The sequence below is a fragment of the Methylobacterium sp. Leaf91 genome (assembly GCF_001422815.1).
In the GTDB taxonomy this organism is placed as follows: Bacteria; Pseudomonadota; Alphaproteobacteria; order Rhizobiales; family Beijerinckiaceae; genus Methylobacterium.
On sequence record NZ_LMMP01000052.1, the window covers coordinates 89,778 to 105,824 of the forward strand.

General features: G+C 64.3%; 18 protein-coding genes. 6 read left to right on the forward strand and 12 right to left on the reverse strand.

Annotation, left to right across the window (positions count from 1 at the left end):
- Nucleotides 1-133: 133 nt before the first annotated feature.
- Entirely contained in the window at nucleotides 134-1,222 is a 1,089-nt protein-coding gene (gene ruvB / locus ASF32_RS23550; protein WP_018041980.1) for a Holliday junction branch migration DNA helicase RuvB, read from the reverse strand.
- A gap of 43 nt (nucleotides 1,223-1,265) precedes the next feature.
- Here ruvB and ASF32_RS26950 point away from each other — a divergent pair, with 43 nt between their 5' ends.
- Complete coding sequence (locus ASF32_RS26950; protein WP_280136578.1) at nucleotides 1,266-1,391, forward strand: hypothetical protein; 126 nt, start codon at nucleotides 1,266-1,268, stop codon at nucleotides 1,389-1,391.
- Nucleotides 1,392-1,923: 532 nt separating this feature from the next.
- Nucleotides 1,924-2,781 carry a manganese catalase family protein gene (locus ASF32_RS23560; RefSeq protein ID WP_056434450.1) on the forward strand — a complete coding sequence of 286 codons (858 nt, stop codon included), beginning with the start codon at nucleotides 1,924-1,926 and terminating at the stop codon, nucleotides 2,779-2,781.
- A gap of 99 nt (nucleotides 2,782-2,880) precedes the next feature.
- Here the strand turns inward: ASF32_RS23560 and bfr are convergent, their stop codons facing one another.
- The 4 genes from bfr to ruvA form a co-directional block, all read right to left on the reverse strand.
- Nucleotides 2,881-3,378, reverse strand: coding sequence for a bacterioferritin (bfr, locus tag ASF32_RS23565; protein ID WP_056434452.1), 498 nt, complete (start codon nucleotides 3,376-3,378; stop codon nucleotides 2,881-2,883).
- A 61-nt stretch (nucleotides 3,379-3,439) separates the two neighbouring features.
- Nucleotides 3,440-3,721: a (2Fe-2S)-binding protein gene (locus ASF32_RS26755; protein WP_056434454.1), complete on the reverse strand. Its 282-nt coding sequence runs from the start codon at nucleotides 3,719-3,721 to the stop codon at nucleotides 3,440-3,442.
- A 320-nt stretch (nucleotides 3,722-4,041) separates the two neighbouring features.
- A complete protein-coding gene (locus ASF32_RS23575; RefSeq protein WP_200919242.1) occupies nucleotides 4,042-5,031 on the reverse strand; it encodes a hypothetical protein in 990 nt (329 codons plus the stop codon).
- 172 nt (nucleotides 5,032-5,203) lie between these two features.
- Complete coding sequence (gene ruvA, locus ASF32_RS23580; RefSeq protein WP_056434458.1) at nucleotides 5,204-5,821, reverse strand: Holliday junction branch migration protein RuvA; 618 nt, start codon at nucleotides 5,819-5,821, stop codon at nucleotides 5,204-5,206.
- 78 nt (nucleotides 5,822-5,899) lie between these two features.
- Here ruvA and ASF32_RS23585 point away from each other — a divergent pair, with 78 nt between their 5' ends.
- Nucleotides 5,900-6,517, forward strand: a complete 618-nt coding sequence (locus tag ASF32_RS23585; RefSeq protein WP_056434460.1) for a YceI family protein — start codon at nucleotides 5,900-5,902, stop codon at nucleotides 6,515-6,517.
- Between the two features lie 57 nt (nucleotides 6,518-6,574).
- Here the strand turns inward: ASF32_RS23585 and ruvC are convergent, their stop codons facing one another.
- The 6 genes from ruvC to ASF32_RS23615 form a co-directional block, all read right to left on the reverse strand.
- Nucleotides 6,575-7,141 (reverse strand): crossover junction endodeoxyribonuclease RuvC, encoded by a 567-nt coding sequence (ruvC, locus tag ASF32_RS23590; RefSeq protein ID WP_056434462.1) that lies wholly within the window; start codon nucleotides 7,139-7,141, stop codon nucleotides 6,575-6,577.
- Nucleotides 7,142-7,808: 667 nt separating this feature from the next.
- Nucleotides 7,809-8,555, reverse strand: coding sequence for a YebC/PmpR family DNA-binding transcriptional regulator (locus ASF32_RS23595; protein WP_056434464.1), 747 nt, complete (start codon nucleotides 8,553-8,555; stop codon nucleotides 7,809-7,811).
- 278 nt (nucleotides 8,556-8,833) lie between these two features.
- Nucleotides 8,834-9,583 (reverse strand): HAD-IA family hydrolase, encoded by a 750-nt coding sequence (locus ASF32_RS23600; RefSeq protein WP_056434466.1) that lies wholly within the window; start codon nucleotides 9,581-9,583, stop codon nucleotides 8,834-8,836.
- Entirely contained in the window at nucleotides 9,577-10,263 is a 687-nt protein-coding gene (gene rpe, locus ASF32_RS23605; RefSeq protein WP_056434468.1) for a ribulose-phosphate 3-epimerase, read from the reverse strand. Before rpe ends, ASF32_RS23600 begins: the two co-directional genes overlap by 7 nt.
- A 61-nt stretch (nucleotides 10,264-10,324) precedes the next feature.
- Nucleotides 10,325-11,185, reverse strand: coding sequence for a phosphoribulokinase (locus ASF32_RS23610; RefSeq protein WP_056434471.1), 861 nt, complete (start codon nucleotides 11,183-11,185; stop codon nucleotides 10,325-10,327).
- 34 nt (nucleotides 11,186-11,219) lie between these two features.
- Nucleotides 11,220-12,281, reverse strand: coding sequence for a class 1 fructose-bisphosphatase (locus ASF32_RS23615; protein ID WP_056434473.1), 1,062 nt, complete (start codon nucleotides 12,279-12,281; stop codon nucleotides 11,220-11,222).
- Between the two features lie 198 nt (nucleotides 12,282-12,479).
- Between ASF32_RS23615 and ASF32_RS23620 the strand changes: the two genes are divergently transcribed.
- Nucleotides 12,480-13,436 (forward strand): LysR family transcriptional regulator, encoded by a 957-nt coding sequence (locus ASF32_RS23620; RefSeq protein WP_056434475.1) that lies wholly within the window; start codon nucleotides 12,480-12,482, stop codon nucleotides 13,434-13,436.
- On the forward strand, nucleotides 13,433-14,668 hold the full coding sequence (locus ASF32_RS23625; protein WP_056434476.1) for an FAD-dependent oxidoreductase: 1,236 nt from the start codon (nucleotides 13,433-13,435) through the stop codon (nucleotides 14,666-14,668). The genes ASF32_RS23620 and ASF32_RS23625 overlap by 4 nt, the downstream gene beginning before the upstream one ends.
- A gap of 52 nt (nucleotides 14,669-14,720) precedes the next feature.
- On the opposite strand, the gene ASF32_RS23630 is transcribed toward ASF32_RS23625, so the two are convergent.
- On the reverse strand, nucleotides 14,721-15,041 hold the full coding sequence (locus tag ASF32_RS23630; RefSeq protein ID WP_244478154.1) for an XRE family transcriptional regulator: 321 nt from the start codon (nucleotides 15,039-15,041) through the stop codon (nucleotides 14,721-14,723).
- Nucleotides 15,042-15,362: 321 nt separating this feature from the next.
- Between ASF32_RS23630 and ASF32_RS23635 the strand changes: the two genes are divergently transcribed.
- Complete coding sequence (locus ASF32_RS23635) at nucleotides 15,363-15,857, forward strand: META domain-containing protein (protein WP_056434721.1); 495 nt, start codon at nucleotides 15,363-15,365, stop codon at nucleotides 15,855-15,857.
- The last annotated feature ends 190 nt before the right edge of the window (nucleotides 15,858-16,047 follow it).

Here is a 16,047-nt window from a genome sequence, read left to right on the forward strand (position 1 = left end):
GAACCGACGTTAGCCCCCGTCTTCCCGCCCACGGGGAGAGGGGATGTGCACACATCGTCTCACTTCAAACACGCTGCCCATCCGTCATCGCACTGTCTTTGCAGGGAACAGAACGCAGACGCCATCGGCTGCCTCAGCCATCGGGATCCTCCGACCCGAACAGCCCGAACTGCGAGGCCGGATCGCGCCGGGGCACGGCAAAACCCATATGCTTGTAGGCGTGCGGGGTCAGCATGCGCCCACGCGGGGTGCGCTGGACGAAGCCCTTCTGGATGAGGAAGGGTTCGATGATGTCTTCGATGGCGTCGCGCGGCTCGGAAAGCGCCGCCGCGATGGTCTCGATTCCCACCGGGCCGCCGCCGAAGGAGGTGGCGATCATGGTCAGGTATTTGCGGTCCATCACGTCGAGGCCGGCCGGGTCCACGTCGAGAAGCTGGAGCGCCCGGTCGGCGATGGCCCGCGTGACGGTGGGAGCGTCGGCCACGATGGCGAAGTCGCGCACCCGGCGCAGGAGGCGCCCGGCGATGCGCGGCGTGCCCCGCGCCCGTTTGGCGATCTCGTTCGCGCCCTCCGCCGACATGCCGATGCCGAGCACCCGCGCGCCGCGCGAGACGATGAGTTCGAGCTCGTCGACATCGTAGAATTCGAGGCGGATCGGGATGCCGAACCGGTCGCGAAGCGGCGTGGTGAGCAGGCCGGCGCGGGTGGTTGCGCCCACCAGCGTGAATTTCGGGAGTTCGATCTTCACCGAACGGGCGGCCGGCCCCTCTCCGATGATGAGGTCGAGCTGGTAATCCTCCATCGCCGGATAGAGGATTTCCTCCACCGCCGGATTGAGACGGTGGATCTCGTCGATGAACAGGACGTCGCGTTCCTCGAGATTGGTGAGCTGCGCCGCGAGGTCTCCCGCCTTGGCGATGACCGGGCCGGAGGTGGAGCGGAAATTCACCCCGAGTTCGCGGGCCACGATCTGCGCCAGAGTGGTCTTGCCCAGGCCCGGCGGCCCCACGAACAGGACGTGATCGAGGGCCGAGCCGGTCTTTTTCGCGGATTCGATGAAAATCTGCATGTTTGCCCGCGCCGCGCGCTGCCCGATGAATTCGGGAAGGCTCAGCGGACGGATCGACTGCTCCACATCGTCCGGCCGCCGCTCCGGCGTCAGGAGCGATTCCGGCAGCGGATGAAGGGTGGGCGATTTCGGCGATCTGGGGAGCTTGCTCACACGGGCTCTCGGTCGGGGCCCGGCACAGGGCCTGCTCCGGTGGATGGGCGTTTCGCCCGATGTCGCACAACGCCGCCGCGCGCGCTACGTCGCCGGCCGGCGACAGGCGCCCGGCACCACGAAGGCGGATGCGTGGCACGAGGGTCTCATGGTGACCCTGCGCACCTGAATGCGTGACGGATCGGCACCCTCTTGCCTTCTTCCCGCAAGAACAAAGCAGAGTGGCCTCGGTCCAGCACGACCTCGCTCCAAGCGTCACGGATCAGCAACGCCTATGACGAGCCCGAACCGCGGGAGCGACTATCTTATGTAAACACAGCGCATGATCCAGGTTAACGCCGATTTTTGCTATGTCTTATGCCTGACACAACGACAATTTTCTGGAACTCTACGCTTCAGAGAGATTTATCAAGCCAGGACGATGGGCGATTGCGGCAAGACAACATGGTCTTGTCTACAACAACCATGGCAGTTCTGGAGATCGTGGCCGTACCGGCGATATCTCCGTCACATCTGCTCGCGACTTGGTGACCGGAGACCGTTGGCGCTCCGGGCAGCGTCGCGGCTGGCGGATTCACCTCTGGGCCAGGGCCGGCCGAACGACCTTACGGCCGCTTATAGGACTAACTTCTTAAATTAGCGATCCATCGGCGGTCAATCCGCCGATGGCCGCATCATCTCACTCGAAAGGGCCGACCAGCATGTTCTATCTCGACAAGCGTCTGCAATATCCCGTTCGGGTCGAGTCTCCCGATCCGGTCTATGCGCGGATGTTGCAGCAGGCCATCGGCGGGATCGAGGGTGAGATCCGCGTCTGTATGCAGTACTTCTTCCAGGGCTGGGGCGCACGCGGACCGACGACCAAGTATCGCGATATGCTCCTCAACACCGCGACGGAGGAGATCGGGCATATCGAAATGCTCGCCACCGCCGTCGCCCTCAACTTGGAGACAGCTCCGACCAAGCTGCAGGAAGCGGGCGTGAAGGATGCGGTAGTCGGCGCCGTGATGAACGGTGAGAACCCGCGTCACGTGGTGGAAGGCATGCTCCACCGCCACATCCTCTCTACCGGCATGGCCGCCTTCCCGGCCAATTGCGACGGCGTTCCCTTCGACATGTCCCACATCTACGCGAGCGGAAACCTCGCGGCGGACATGTATTGCAATGTCGCCGCCGAGACGACGGGACGAACCCTCGCCGTGCGCCTCATGACCGCGACGAACGATCCGGGCATGCGCGACATGTGGAGCTTCCTCATCGCGCGCGACACGATGCACCAGCAGCAATGGCTCGCCGTCATCGAGGATATGGGCGGCATGGAAGCGAACCTTCCGATCCCCAACAGCTTCCCGCAGAGCGAGGAGAGCCAGAAGCACAGCTACAGCTTCTTCGTCTCCACCGCCGACGATTCGCCTCTCCCCGAAGGTCGCTGGACCAGCGGCCCGTCACTCGACGGAAAGGGCACGTTCAACGTGGTCAAGAACGCCCCCATGGGCGAAGAGCCGGTTCTTGGTCCGGCACGCCCGGATAGCGGCGCCCAGACGCAGCAGATGTCCTGAATGCAAAAAAGGCCCGCCCCATTCCGGGGCGGGCCTTTCCTTGATCGTCCCACGAAAGCCCCCGGAATGCCGCCTGCATTCTGGGGTGTTGGTGTGATGTCAGTCCTTTTCGGGAGCGATCGCCTCAAGGCCGCCGATATGCTTCTGGGCGTAGAGCGGCAGGCCGATCTGAGCGATCAGGGTCTGCTGGGTCTCGAGGAAATCGATATGGCCCTCCTCGTCGGCGGCCAGCTCCTCGAACAGGATCTTCGACACGCGGTCGTTGATCGAATCGCAATACTGCGCGGCTTCGAGATAGAGCGCGCGGGCCTCGGTCTCGGCCGCGAGATCGGAGGCAATGATCTCTTCGATATTCTGGCCGATCCGCAACGGATCGAGCTCCTGCAGGTTCGGAAACCCGTCGAGGAACAGGATCCGGTCGATGAACCGGTCGGCATGGTTCATCTCTTCGATTGATTCCTTACGCCAGAACTTGGCGAGGTCGATGTAGCCCCAGTCGTTCAGCATCCGGAAATGGAGCCAGTACTGGCTCACGGCCGTCAGCTCGCTGCGGAGACCTCGATTGAGGTACTCGACGACCTTCACATCACCCTTCATAACACTCACTCCCGTTCAGCTTCTCGAGCATGAAGGGGAGCGTGGAGCCTCGCACAGGCCCTCAGGCGGCGATCCCCTCCTCCGCAGTTTGGAATTGAACCAAACTACAAGCGCTGGCGCAACCCGTTCCGCACGCATGGCCGGCTTCCGCCACGGCGTCTTGCAGAGCACCCTGCAGGGCCGCCTGCATGATCGAGCGGATCGTCCGGGCGCAGCGACCGCATTTCGGGCTGCAACCGAGACAGGCCTGGACCTGTGCCGGCGTGCGCGGACAATCAGGCCCATCCTTGAGGCAGGCGCGGACGGCGCCGTCGGACAACACGTTACAGGAACAGACGATCATGACAGCTCGCTGGACGGGATGAGAGGCTTCGATCGACCACGAAAGAATCGTGCGCGAGGCAGATTCCCCGTTTCGTGCATCGACTTGAGCGCCTCTTTAGAACTCTTAAAATCTACTGCATTCTCAATAACTTAACTGGCATGGGATTTTTGCGCAAGGCGCGCAGACCTGCCTGCGACGACAGGAGCCAGCCCCGTGGGCGTGCAACACCGTCTCTGGGGCGCAGTCTCTCGGGTCGAAGTCGGGTAGGTCACACAGCCGTGGTCATCGGTACCGCGACCGTCCTCGCGGCAGCGATATCCTGGCGGGGACGAACCCGCTCAGAAGACGTGGAACGCGACGCCAGCGAGGAAGCTCTTCTCTTCCGTACCCTTCAGGGTCGCCGTTTCGAGATTGCCGAACTTGTTCAGCCAGTACTGGAAGCCGATGAACACATCGACGCGGTTGGGCTGGTCGTAGACGAGCTTGCCGAGGTCGAGCACCAGATTGGTGCGGGAGACGAATTCGAGCCCCGTCTCTCGATTGAAGGCGAAGATCGCTGGATTACGGACACCGCGCCCCTTGGGCAGGACAATGTTGTTGATGCCGGTGACGCTGAGCGGCAGGCCGGTGAAGGCCAGCGGGAAGCTATAGGCGATCTCGATCTCGGGGACGGTGTCGTAGCTGATGTCCCGGTTCGGATAGGGATTGAAGCCGTTGCGGTTCCACTCCTTGTAGGCATGGACCGAGGCGTTGAGAAAACCGGCCGGCACGTCGAAGGAAAGGTTAAGACCGCCGACGACGTTGCGCTTGCGGGGGCCGAAGGCAGTATCCTTCGTATTGGCGTCGAACCCGTAGGACAGGGAGATGTCCTTGACGAGGCCGGGCACCACGAACGCCTTGGTCCCGGTGAGCGCGTTGAGGCTGAGTGTGCCGCGATAGAGGCCGTAGACTTCCGTCGCACCCTCATCGCGAAGCAGGAACCCGCCAGGCGCGTTGGTGGTACCGGCTCGCTCCTGCGCTCCAGATTTCAGGATGTCGAGCGAGAACAGATTGGTGCCGTAGGCCCAGGCATTGGCATGCGCGACATTGAAGATTTGTTTGGGGATACCGCGCGAGCGGAACGACCCGTCGGCGTCCCGCACCCGTATACCCGGCTCGGCGGCGGGGAACTGGTAATGGTAGCTCACCTGGGTATCGGTAAAGAGAAAGAACGGCGAAGGCGCATCCGGAACGGGTGGCTGCACGCCGGCCGGATCGGCGGCCAGCGCCGGTGCCACTACCGCGCAGGAGACCAGCGCGGTCGCCAGGAATGTCCAGAAGCCCGTCATATTCAATCCCGGAGCGCGGTCCGCCCAGTCGGGGCTCCGGTCGATAACGGATTAGACAGTTTACCGGAAGGACGAAAGCTGGTTCTCCCGTGGGACGATGGGCAACTATGTAGCATAAACCGTTAAAACAGGCGTCGGGCCGGACGCGGATTTGCGCCTTGGGCCATCCGATTCACCGGGCGAGTTCGCGCAGGCCAAGGCGGATAAGGGTCTTGGCTTCGGCGCCCTCACCGGCTCCCTTCATCGCGGCGGCGATGGCGGCGGAGGCCTGGACCGGGGCGTAACCGAGATTGACCAGGGCCGAGATGGCATCGGCGGCGGGCTGAGGCGCGGTTCGATCTTCCACCGCTCCGGAGAGGGCCAGGACGGCGGGGTCGATCGGCGCGAAGGCGGGGGCCTTGTCCTTCAATTCGGCGGTGAGCCGGGCGGCGAGGCGTGGCCCGACCCCGGGCGCGCGGGCGATGGCGGTCTTGTCGCCCATGGCGATGGCGGTGGCGAGGGCCTCCGGCTCCAGCACGGAGAGCAGGCCGAGGGCCACCTTGGAGCCGACCCCCTGAACGGTCTGAAGCAGGCGAAACCATTCGCGCTCGGCATCGGAGCGGAAACCATAGAGCCGGATCATGTCCTCGCGGACATGGGTCTCGATGGCGAGGGAAGCGGCCTCGCCCGCGCCCGGCATCCGCTGCAAGGTCCGGGCGGAACAATGCACCACGTAGCCGACCCCCTGCACGTCGAGGATCACGAAATCCTCTCCGTAGGAATCCACCACACCCTTCAGCTTGCCGATCATGCATCATCTCGTCATCAGAGACAGGGTCTTATCAGGGACCGGCCCTCCTGTCCGACCAGCCATAGAGAAAGTGACCGCATGATGCGCACGCGCCTCCTCGCCCTCCTGCTTCTGGCCTCGCCCTGCGCCTACGCGCAGGAGACGCCACCCGAAGCCGGTCCGTCGCGCGACCCGACCCAGGTCAAGCCCGGCACCTACGTGCTCGATCCGGCACACGGCAAGATCACCTGGTCGGTGATTCATCTCGGCTACTCGACCTATTATGGGCAGATCACCGATGTGGCGGCCAAGGCCGTTCTCGATCCGAAGGAGCCGGCAAAGAGCCAGCTCAGCGTCACCATCGGCATGGCCAGCATCAACGGCCTCAACGATGCCTTGAACAAGCATCTCCAGGCCCCCGAGTTCTTCGACACGGCCAAGTTCCCCACCGCCACCTACACGGCGACCCTGGTGGAGCCCACCAGCCCGACCACGGCGCGGATCACCGGCACTCTTACCCTGAAAGGTGTGACGAAACCCGTCTCCTTCGACGCCACGTTCAACCAAGCCGGCACCAACCCCGTCGACAAGCGCTACACCGTGGGCTTCGATGGCTGGGCCGTGATCAAGCGTTCGGATTTCGGTGTCTCGGCCTTCGTGCCGGCAGTGAGCGACGAAGTGAGCCTGCGCCTAGAGGGCGAGTTCAAGGCCCAGTAAACCCGCCCAGGACGTAAAGCCCCCTCTCCCCGCGCCCAGCGCCGGGAGAGGACATGCTCACCTCTTCGCCAGAGCCGCCGCGATCCGTGCGGCGGCAAGCCCGCTCACCCCGGCGACGGGAGCGTGGAGCTTCTTCAGCGCATGCGCACCGCGATGATTGGCATGGGTGACGGCGATGGCGAGGGCATCGGCGGCATCCGCCGTCTTGAACTCGGCCTTGGGCATCAGAAACTTCACCATCGCCTGGATCTGCACCTTCTCGGCATGGCCCGAGCCGCAGACGGTCTTCTTCACCAGGTTGGCGGCGTATTCGGAGACCGGCAGACCCGCCAGAGCCGGCACCAGCAGGGCGATAGCGCGGGCATGGCCGAGCTTCAGGGTCGCCTGCGCGTCCTTGTTGACGAAGGTCTCCTCCACGGCGACCTCGTCGGGCGAGAAACCCGACACGACGCGGGTGATGCCCTCGTGCAATTCCCGAAGGCGCAGGGCGAGAGGCAGGTCCCCATCCGACGTCACCACGCCGCAATCGACATAGGTCAGTTTCGTCCCGACGACGGAGATCAGCCCCCAGCCGGTCCGGCGCAGGCCGGGATCGATGCCGAGGATGCGGACGGAGCCGGTCATGCCCTCAAAACCAGAGGTGACAAAATCATGGGTTGGATAGCTCCGGGCGCGAGCGCCGCGCCGATCTGAGCGATAAGGACATATCGTGAACGAAGTCTTGTGCCAAGACATGGGCAATGGCACGGGCAAGACATTGCCGTCCTCGTCGCCCGAACTGGCGGGACGATCCTATCCATGGGGGACGGACCCACAGCGTCGCGGTCACGGTCGTCCCACCGGATCTCGTCGCCCGTCTCTACGTCTCCAGCGCATAGCTCGTCGCGGATACCGGCGACGCGCACGTAAGCTCCGGTGCCACGAGTCCGGCGTATCCGAAAGATCAGAATTCCGATGGCGGATATCGAGACTTGCCGGCGGAGCTCCGACTGATTCCTGAGCATCTGCCTCTGGCTAATCCTGCCGATCGCCGGGCTCGGAGCTCAGTTCAGCGGGAACGTTCCGGCAGGGCCGATCCTGGCGGCAACCGTTATGGCGGGACTCGGAACGCTGACGCGCTGGCGTTGGTCAACCGCTTCCTCGACACCGTAAAAGCAGCCTGATCCTGGCTCCGCTCGAACGAAGCGGATGCCGGATCAGCCGAGCACGCGCGGCACCAGAGTGAATCCCGGATCCGCCATCATGAAGGGGACTATCGGATCTGGAACGATCGCTTGTGGCTCCGGGCCGCTCACCCTTCGAGCTTGGCGACCAGAGCGTCGGAGAGAGCGAAATTGACGTAGACGTTCTGGACGTCGTCCTGGTCTTCGATGACTTCGACGAGACGGATCAGCTTCTCGCCGGTCTCGTCATCGACCTCGATGGTGTTCTGGGCCTTCCAGATCAGGGCCGTGCGGCGCGGTTCGCCGAAGCGGGCCTCCAGGGCCTTGGAGACCTCGCCGTAGGAATCCTGGGCGCAGATGATCTCGTGGCCGTCCTCGGAGGAGCGCACGTCGTCGGCGCCCGCCTCGATGGCAGCCTCGAGCATCGTGTCGGCATCCGCCACCTTGGCATCGAACTCCACCACGCCGACATGGTCGAACATGAAGGAGACCGCGCCGGTCTCGGCCAAGCTGCCGCCGGACTTTGTGAAGGCCGAGCGCACGTCGGAGGCGGTACGGTTGCGGTTGTCGGTCTGCGCCTCGACGATGAGGGCAGCGCCCCCCGGGCCGTAGCCCTCGTAGCGGATCTCGTCGTAGCTTTCGGCGTCGGCGCCCGAGGCCTTCTTGATGGCGCGCTCGATATTGTCCTTGGGCACGTTCTCGGCCCGTGCCGCGATGATGGCGGCGCGCAGGCGCGCATTCATCGCCGGGTCGGGCATGCCGAGCTTGGCCGCAACCGTGATCTCGCGGGCGAGCTTGCCGAAGATCTTGGAACGGACCGCATCGACGCGGCCCTTGCGGTGCATGATGTTCTTGAACTGGGAATGGCCGGCCATAGCGTGACCTTGGGTCGTGTCAGAGGTGGAGCGGAAGTGCGCGCGCGCGTCACCGCAGCGGGGTTGGCCGGGTTATAGGCCGGGTCCGCTCATCGAGGCAACGCGGTGAGGCCCCCGGCGTTGATGCGGCAGGGGAGTTTCTCTCCTCGCAACGGGGACAGAAGCGATGGCAGACGAAGGAAACGGCGGCGCGGTGCGGCCCTGGTGGCGCCTTGCCTTTACCGCCTGCCTCGGCATCGTTGCGGGCTCGACTTTGTTTCCGCGGCCCGCGAAAGGGGTCACCCCGCGTGCCGGGCGTGCCAGTCCTTCAACGCCGCGAGAGTGACGACGTCGCCGGGCCATGCCGATCCGGCGAGATGGCTATGCGGGGCCTCTCGCTCGCCGAGATCTGAGACTGCCGAGAACGCGCCCTCAAGGCTGTGACTACCGGTATAGAGGCTGCGCGTGGCGATGACCGGCAGGCCGGCATCCAGGGCAGAGCGGATGCCGGGAGCGGAATCCTCGAAGGCGATGGCCTCGCCCGGTTCGACCCCGAGGCGCTTCAGGGCGAGCACGAACACGTCTGGATGGGGTTTCTTGCGCTCGGCCTCGTCGCCGCAGGCGATGGCGTCGAACGGATTGCCCTCGGGGAAATTCACGGCGATCAAGGTATCGATATTGGGCCTGCTCGTGGTGCTGGCCACCGCGAGACGTAGGCCCGCGCGTTTCGCCTCCTCGACCAGGCGCGCAATGCCAGGGCGCAGGGCGAGCGCTCCCTGCGTGACGAGATCGCCATAGATCCTGGTCTTGCGGTCGTGGATCTCGCTCATCTGGACGCGACGCTGCGCATCCGGCTCGCCATGCTCGGTCCGCACGTAATGCGCGAGCCTCTCCTTCCCGCCCATGACGGTGAGAAGGTCGGCATAGGCCTCCGGCGACCAGTTCCAGTCGAGCCCCAGTTCGGCGAAGGCCCGGTTGAATGCCTGTCGGTGCAGGTCCTCGGTCTCGGCGAGTGTCCCGTCGACGTCGAAGATCAGCGCCTTCAGCATGCGACGGTGCCGCTGGCGCCCGCCCGGATGGCGGCGATGCGCCCGGCATAGCCGGCGGGCCCGCCCTTGAATACGGCACTGCCGGCCACGAACGCGTTGGCTCCGGCGGCAGCGGCGAGGCCCACATTCTCGGGCGTGATGCCGCCATCCACCTCGATATCGATGTCGCGTCCGGCGCTCATCGCCTTGATCCGGGCGATGGTCTCGAGCGTCGAAGGGATGAAACTCTGCCCTCCGAACCCTGGATTCACCGTCATCACCAGGACGAGGTCGACCATGTCGATCAAGGGTTCGATGGCGCTCGCAGGGGTGCCCGGATTCAGCGCGATTCCGGCGCGCTTTCCGAGGTTCAGAATAGTCTGGAGCGAGCGGTGAATGTGCGGACCGGCCTCCACATGGACCGAAATCGCATCCGCTCCCGCCTCGGCGAACGCCGCGAGATACGGGTCGGCCGGCGCGATCATCAGATGAACGTCGAACACCTTGTCGCTGTGGGGTCGGAGCGCTTTCACCACATCGGGCCCGAAGGTGATGTTGGGCACGAAATGCCCGTCCATCACGTCGAGATGAATCCAGTCCGCCCCCGCCTCGGACACCGCGCGAACCTCCTTGCCAAGGGCGGCGAAGTCAGCCGAGAGGATCGACGGGGAGATGATGGGGCCGGTCGTGCGGGTCGTCATTCGGACTATCTCGTTCACTCTGTCGGTCCGGCAAGAGCATGAGCCCGGACGTTCGGCGGTCTCAGGCAAGCCGGCGCTTGCGCTCCACCAATTGCATGATGATCGGCGTGAGGATGAGCTGCATGGCGATATCGAGCTTGCCGCCCGGGATCACAATGGAATTGGCGCGGCTCATGAAGGAGCCCTGGATCATCGAGATCAGGTAGGAAAAATCGATGCCCTTCGGGTCCTTGAAGCGGATGACCACCATCGATTCGTCGGCGGTGGGAATCCAGCGGGCGATGAACGGGTTCGACGTGTCGACCGTGGGCACGCGCTGGAAGTTGATGTCCGTCCAGGTGAATTGCGGGCAGATCGTCTGCACGTAATCGGGCATGCGCCGCAGGATGACGTCGGTGACCGCCTCGGTGGAATAACCGCGGAACGAGCGGTCCCGGTGCAGCTTCTGAATCCATTCGAGGTTGATCACCGGTACTACGCCGATCTTGAGATCGGCGTAGCGGGCCATGTCGACATTGTCGTCGACCACGCAACCGTGGAGTCCCTCGTAGAACAGCAGGTCCGAACCCGGCTGGAAATCCTCCCAGGGGGTAAACGTACCGGGCTCCGCCCCATACGCCTGAGCGTCGGCGGCGTCGTGGACGTAATGACGCGTCCGCCCGATGCCCGATTCGCCATAGGTGCGGAACACCTCCTCCAGTTCGGGGAGAAGATTGGCGCGTGGCGCGAAATGGCTGAGCGTCGGCTCCTCCGCCATCGCCTTGCGCATGGCATTGCGATCGAGGGCGTGGAACGCGTCGCCTTCGATATAGACGGCACTGACATCCTCGCGGCGGAAGATCTGCTCGAACGTGTTGCGTACGGACGTCGTGCCGGCCCCGGACGAGCCGGTCACCGAGATGATGGGGTGACGCGCCGACATGAACGATGCCCGACCGGTTCTAGTCTCTGCCCTGTCAGCCGCGCATCAGGCCGCGCTGGCCGAACAGGGGTGAACGGCCGGCAGCGGGATTGCGGCCGCCGTAGTACTTCGCGACGCAGGCGACTTCCTCGGTCGATCCGAAGACCAAGGGCACGCGCTCGTGAATGCCGGTGGCGCTGATGTCGAGGATGCGGTTGGCACCGTCCGTGGCGGAGGCTCCGGCCTGTTCCATCAGCATCGCGATGGGAGCTGCCTCATAGAGGAGGCGCAGACGACCCTGGGCATAGCCTTTCCGGTTGTCGCCTGGATACAGGAACACTCCGCCGCGGATGAGAACCCTCTGGGCGTCCGCCACCAGCGAGCCGAGCCAGCGCATGTTGAAGTTCTTGTCGAGGGGGCCGTCAGCGCCGGCCAGACAATCCTCGATATAGGCCTTGACCGGCGTGTCCCAATGACGGGCATTCGAGGCGTTGATTGCGTATTCCTTGGCTGTCGCCACGACTTCGATCCGCGGGCTGGTAAGGCGGAATACGCGCTCTGCCCGATCGAGGGTGTAGATTTGCGTGCCGAAGCCCAGGGTAACGACAAGGGACGTCGCCGGGCCGTAGGTGACGAAGCCGGCGGCGAGCTGTGCCGTGCCGGGTGTCGTGAAGGAACCGGCCGGATTATCCGGGGTGGCGGCGACCGGACGGATGCCGAAGATCGACCCAACCGCCATGTTGACGCCGATGTTGGAAGAGCCGTCCAGGGGATCGATCGCGACGGCAAGGGGGGCGCCCGCGTTCAGGAGCATGATCCCCTCCGCCTCTTCCGACGCAACCTCCGCCACCGGCGCACCGCGCAGAGCCTCGGTGAAACGCTCGTGGGCGAGGACGTCGAGGGCCTTCTGAACGTCGCCGTCGCTATTCTGCTCGCCTTGCGCAGCGAGATCGCCACCGCCCAGGGCGCCGCGACCGATGACCTCGCTCACATCCACGGCCGCTTCGGCGCAGGCCGCGATCACGGCCGCCACATCGGTCAAGGCCGGATTGGCCGCAACGGCCTGAGCGAGGCATGCATCGAGACGAGACCCGATCTCCAGAGACCCCAACGACATCGGCTCACGTCCTCTTCATCGACCTGCCGGGAGAACCCGGCCATTCAGCGCCTAACCCGGCATCAAGCTTCCACGGCCTGATAGCGCCCTTTGCACGATAGCGCTGCCATCAACCAGAGCGCCAGACGGGCAATCCCCGTGCAAAGAAGGAATTATGAAAAAACTTGCGGGCAGTTCCAAAAAAACTAAAAACGGCGAATGCGCAACCTCTCGCTCAAGCAACTCCAGGCCGTCGCAGCGGTCGCCCGCCTCGGAACGATGACCCGCGCGGCCCAGGAACTCAACGTCACCTCGGCGGCGCTTTACGCGCGCATCCGCCAGCTCGAGGAGGAGGCGGGGCTGCTCCTGTTCGACCGCACGCCGACGGGCCTGAAACCCACGGATGCCGGGCGCGAAATGCTCTGGGCAATCGACAGTATCAACACCGTGCTCGAGACCTGTGCCGACAAGCTCCAGACCCTCAAGGGCGGGAGCGGCGGCCGGGTCGCCATGGGGGTGGTCTCGACGGCCAAGTACTTTACGCCTCAGATCATCGCCGGCTTCGTCGCGCGCTTTCCAGCGGTGGAGATCAACCTCGTTGTCGGCAATCGCGGCGCCATGGTCGAGGCCCTGCGCAACTACGAGATCGACTTCGCGATCATGGGCCGGCCGCCCCGCGATTTCGCGATCGAGGCCGAGATGTTCGGCGCGCATCCGCTCGTCATCATCGCTGCGCCAAACCATCGCTTCAGCACGCGCACCAATCTTACGCGGGCGGATCTGGCCGAGGAATCCTTCCTGGTTCGCGAGGAAGGGTCCGGCACCCGCACGGTGTTCGAGGAGTTCATGTCGGGCATCATGATTCAGCGCGCGAAGCTCGGAATCGATTCCGGATCGAACGAGACGATCAAGCAGGCGGTGATGGCCGGACTCGGTATCGCACTCATCTCCGCCCACACGGTAGCGGCCGAGGTTGAAAGCGGTCGCATGATCCTGCTCGACGTGCAGGGATTGCCGATCCGTCGCGACTGGTACGTGGTCCGCCGCGCCGACAAGGTGCTGGGTCCGGCGGCGGCGGCATTCTGGGATTTCACGGTGAAGGAAGGCGGACGGAAACTGCCGCGTCTGGCGCTGTCGCCAGCCGTCAGCCCGGTCACCGCGGAGTTCGAGGCGTGAACGAGAGCGGGATCGTCATCATCGGTGCCGGTCAGGCCGGCTTGCAGGCGGCAGCCTCCCTTCGGGAGTCGGGCTTCGACGGACCGGTGACGATGATTGGCGACGAGCCGATCCTTCCCTATCAGCGACCGCCGCTCTCGAAAGCCTATCTGGCTGGCAAGGTGGACGCCGCCGGCCTGTTCCTGCGTGCACGCGAGTTCTATGTGGAGCACCGCATCGACTGCGAGACCTCGTCCATGGCGGTCTCGATCGACCGTGGAGGGCGCCGAATCCGCCTCGGCGATGGACGCGAGATTGCCTACGATCATCTCGTCCTCGCCACAGGTTCGCGGAACCGGCCTCTTCCCGTATCGGGAGCCGAACTTACGGGCGTCTACCAGTTGCGCTCGATCACGGATGCAGATCGAATCCAGGAGGCCATCGGCGAGGCGCGCAACATTGCCATCGTCGGTGCGGGGTTCATCGGGCTCGAATTCGCCAGTATCTGCGCCGCGCGTGGTCTTTGTGTCACCGTCATCGAAGCCGCCGACCGACCCATGGCGCGGGCCGTGTCCGAACCCGTCGCCGCTTTCTTCCGAGAGACTCACGAGAAAGCCGGTATCCGCTTCTTGTTTGGCAGCGGCGTCCAGGCCATCGAGGGCCGCACCGGTCGGGTCGAGGCCCTCAGCCTGTCCGACGGCACCGCGTGCCCGGCGGATCTGGTCCTGATCGGCATCGGTGTGCTTCCGAACCAGGAGCTCGCAGCCGAGGCGGGGCTCCGTGTAGAAGACGGCATCGTCGTCGATCCTGTCCTCGTCACCGACGATCCGTCGATCTCGGCTATCGGCGATTGCGCCAGGTTTCCAACACGTTTCGCCGCGCATGGCGTAGCGCGCGTAGAATCCGTCCAAAACGCGATCGACCAGGCACGTTGTGTCGCCGCCCGCATCGCCGGACGCCCGGCGCCCTACGATGCCGTCCCGTGGTTCTGGAGCGATCAGGGCGGACACAAACTGCAAATGGTTGGGTTGCCATTGCCAGGCGATGTTTCGGTACGGCGCCCGACCGCCGGAGGCTTCGCGGTGTTCCGCTATCGCGATGCATACCTGACAGGAATCGAGACGGTGGATTCGGCGACCGAGCACATGGCCGCCCGCCGGATCATCGCGCGCGGCCTTTCACCAACGCCAGATGAGGCCGCCGATCCCACGTTCGATTTGAAGGCTCTCGCCATGGGACGAGGCGGCGCATAACGCATTCGCTCAGTGCCGATTCCCGGAGCCCCAAAGGTTTCCTTTGCGGACTTCAGTGATCGTTTTCGGTGGTCAGCGAGGAGAGCCGCGTACCTTCGTCTCCGCCCTTAGCGCGTAGGCTGACGCCGTTCTCGCGCCCCTCGTGAAAGACGATGCCGGCGCTCATCAGAGCACTTCTCAGCGCCTCGATCTGCCCCGAGGCAGGATCGTTGGCTCCGCTCTCGAAATCCTTCACATCCTGCTCTGCGAGTCCGACCCTGCCAGCAAGATCCGCTTCCGACCAGCCCAGCATCCCGCGGGCGGCCCGCGATTGCGCAGGGCTCATCGTATTCAGCCCTGATCCACCACGCCCGCTCTCGTCCAGTCCCGACACGGAAACTCTCCTCTTCCTCGGCGGCGCTCCACCTGCCGCAGCCTCTAAGCTGGCTTAACGAGACTGGCATCGGGATAGTTCGCGTACAGCAAGCATGGAACGTCGTTTAGGAGGGGATGATCATGAAATCTCGCCGCCCGCAGTCTTGACCATATTTGTGCTGGAATCTTATCCGATGGGCGGTTGCACCCTGTCCACGCGACGCATCGGCCGACGCCGACCCTGGTGTGTGGCGCACGGTCCAAATGATCACGCCTCGAAACCGGGGTGAGGCGCGCGACGACGCGAGTTCGATTGATGATGACGAAGGAGGGCCTGACGATGAGAGCGATGCTGTTCGCCGTGATGGCTTTTGCCGCGACGGCAGGGATGCCGATGACGGAGGCAATGGCGCAGGGATCCAACGTCACGGGTTTCGGCAAGGACAATCGCGAGAAGCCAGAGAAGAAACAGTATGTTCCGGCCGCCAAGGCTCAGGAAAAGATGTTTCCCCTCGACGCGACTTGGACTGCCGTGAGCCTGAACGGCAAGCCGTTCAACGGCACCGACCGGCCGAGCTTCATCATCGACAAGCAGTATCGCGCACGCGGCTACGGCGGGTGCAACACCTTCGCCGCCACGGCCTTCCCCCTGCGCGAGCAGCATCTTGCGGTCGGCCCCCTCGCCTTGACGAAGAAGCCTTGCGACAAGGGTACCGGAGCGAGCGAGCAGGATTTCTTCATCGCCCTGCGAACCGCTGCCCAATGGGACCTCGTAGGCTCGCAGCTGGTGATCAAGAGCCAGAAGGGCGAACTGAAGTTTGACCGCGCGCTCTAAATCTCTGCGCTTGACCGGCAATTGCCGACCATACCGTCCCTCGTGAAAACGCGGGGCGGCAAGACACCCACTTTTTACGGCTCGTCTAACGGGCCGTAGAGCGGGCCATGAGAGATTTCCCCGGGGCTGGCAGTGTCGTGACAGTCTGCGACCTACTTCAGCGACTACTGCTGATGCCGGCTGCCTCGCA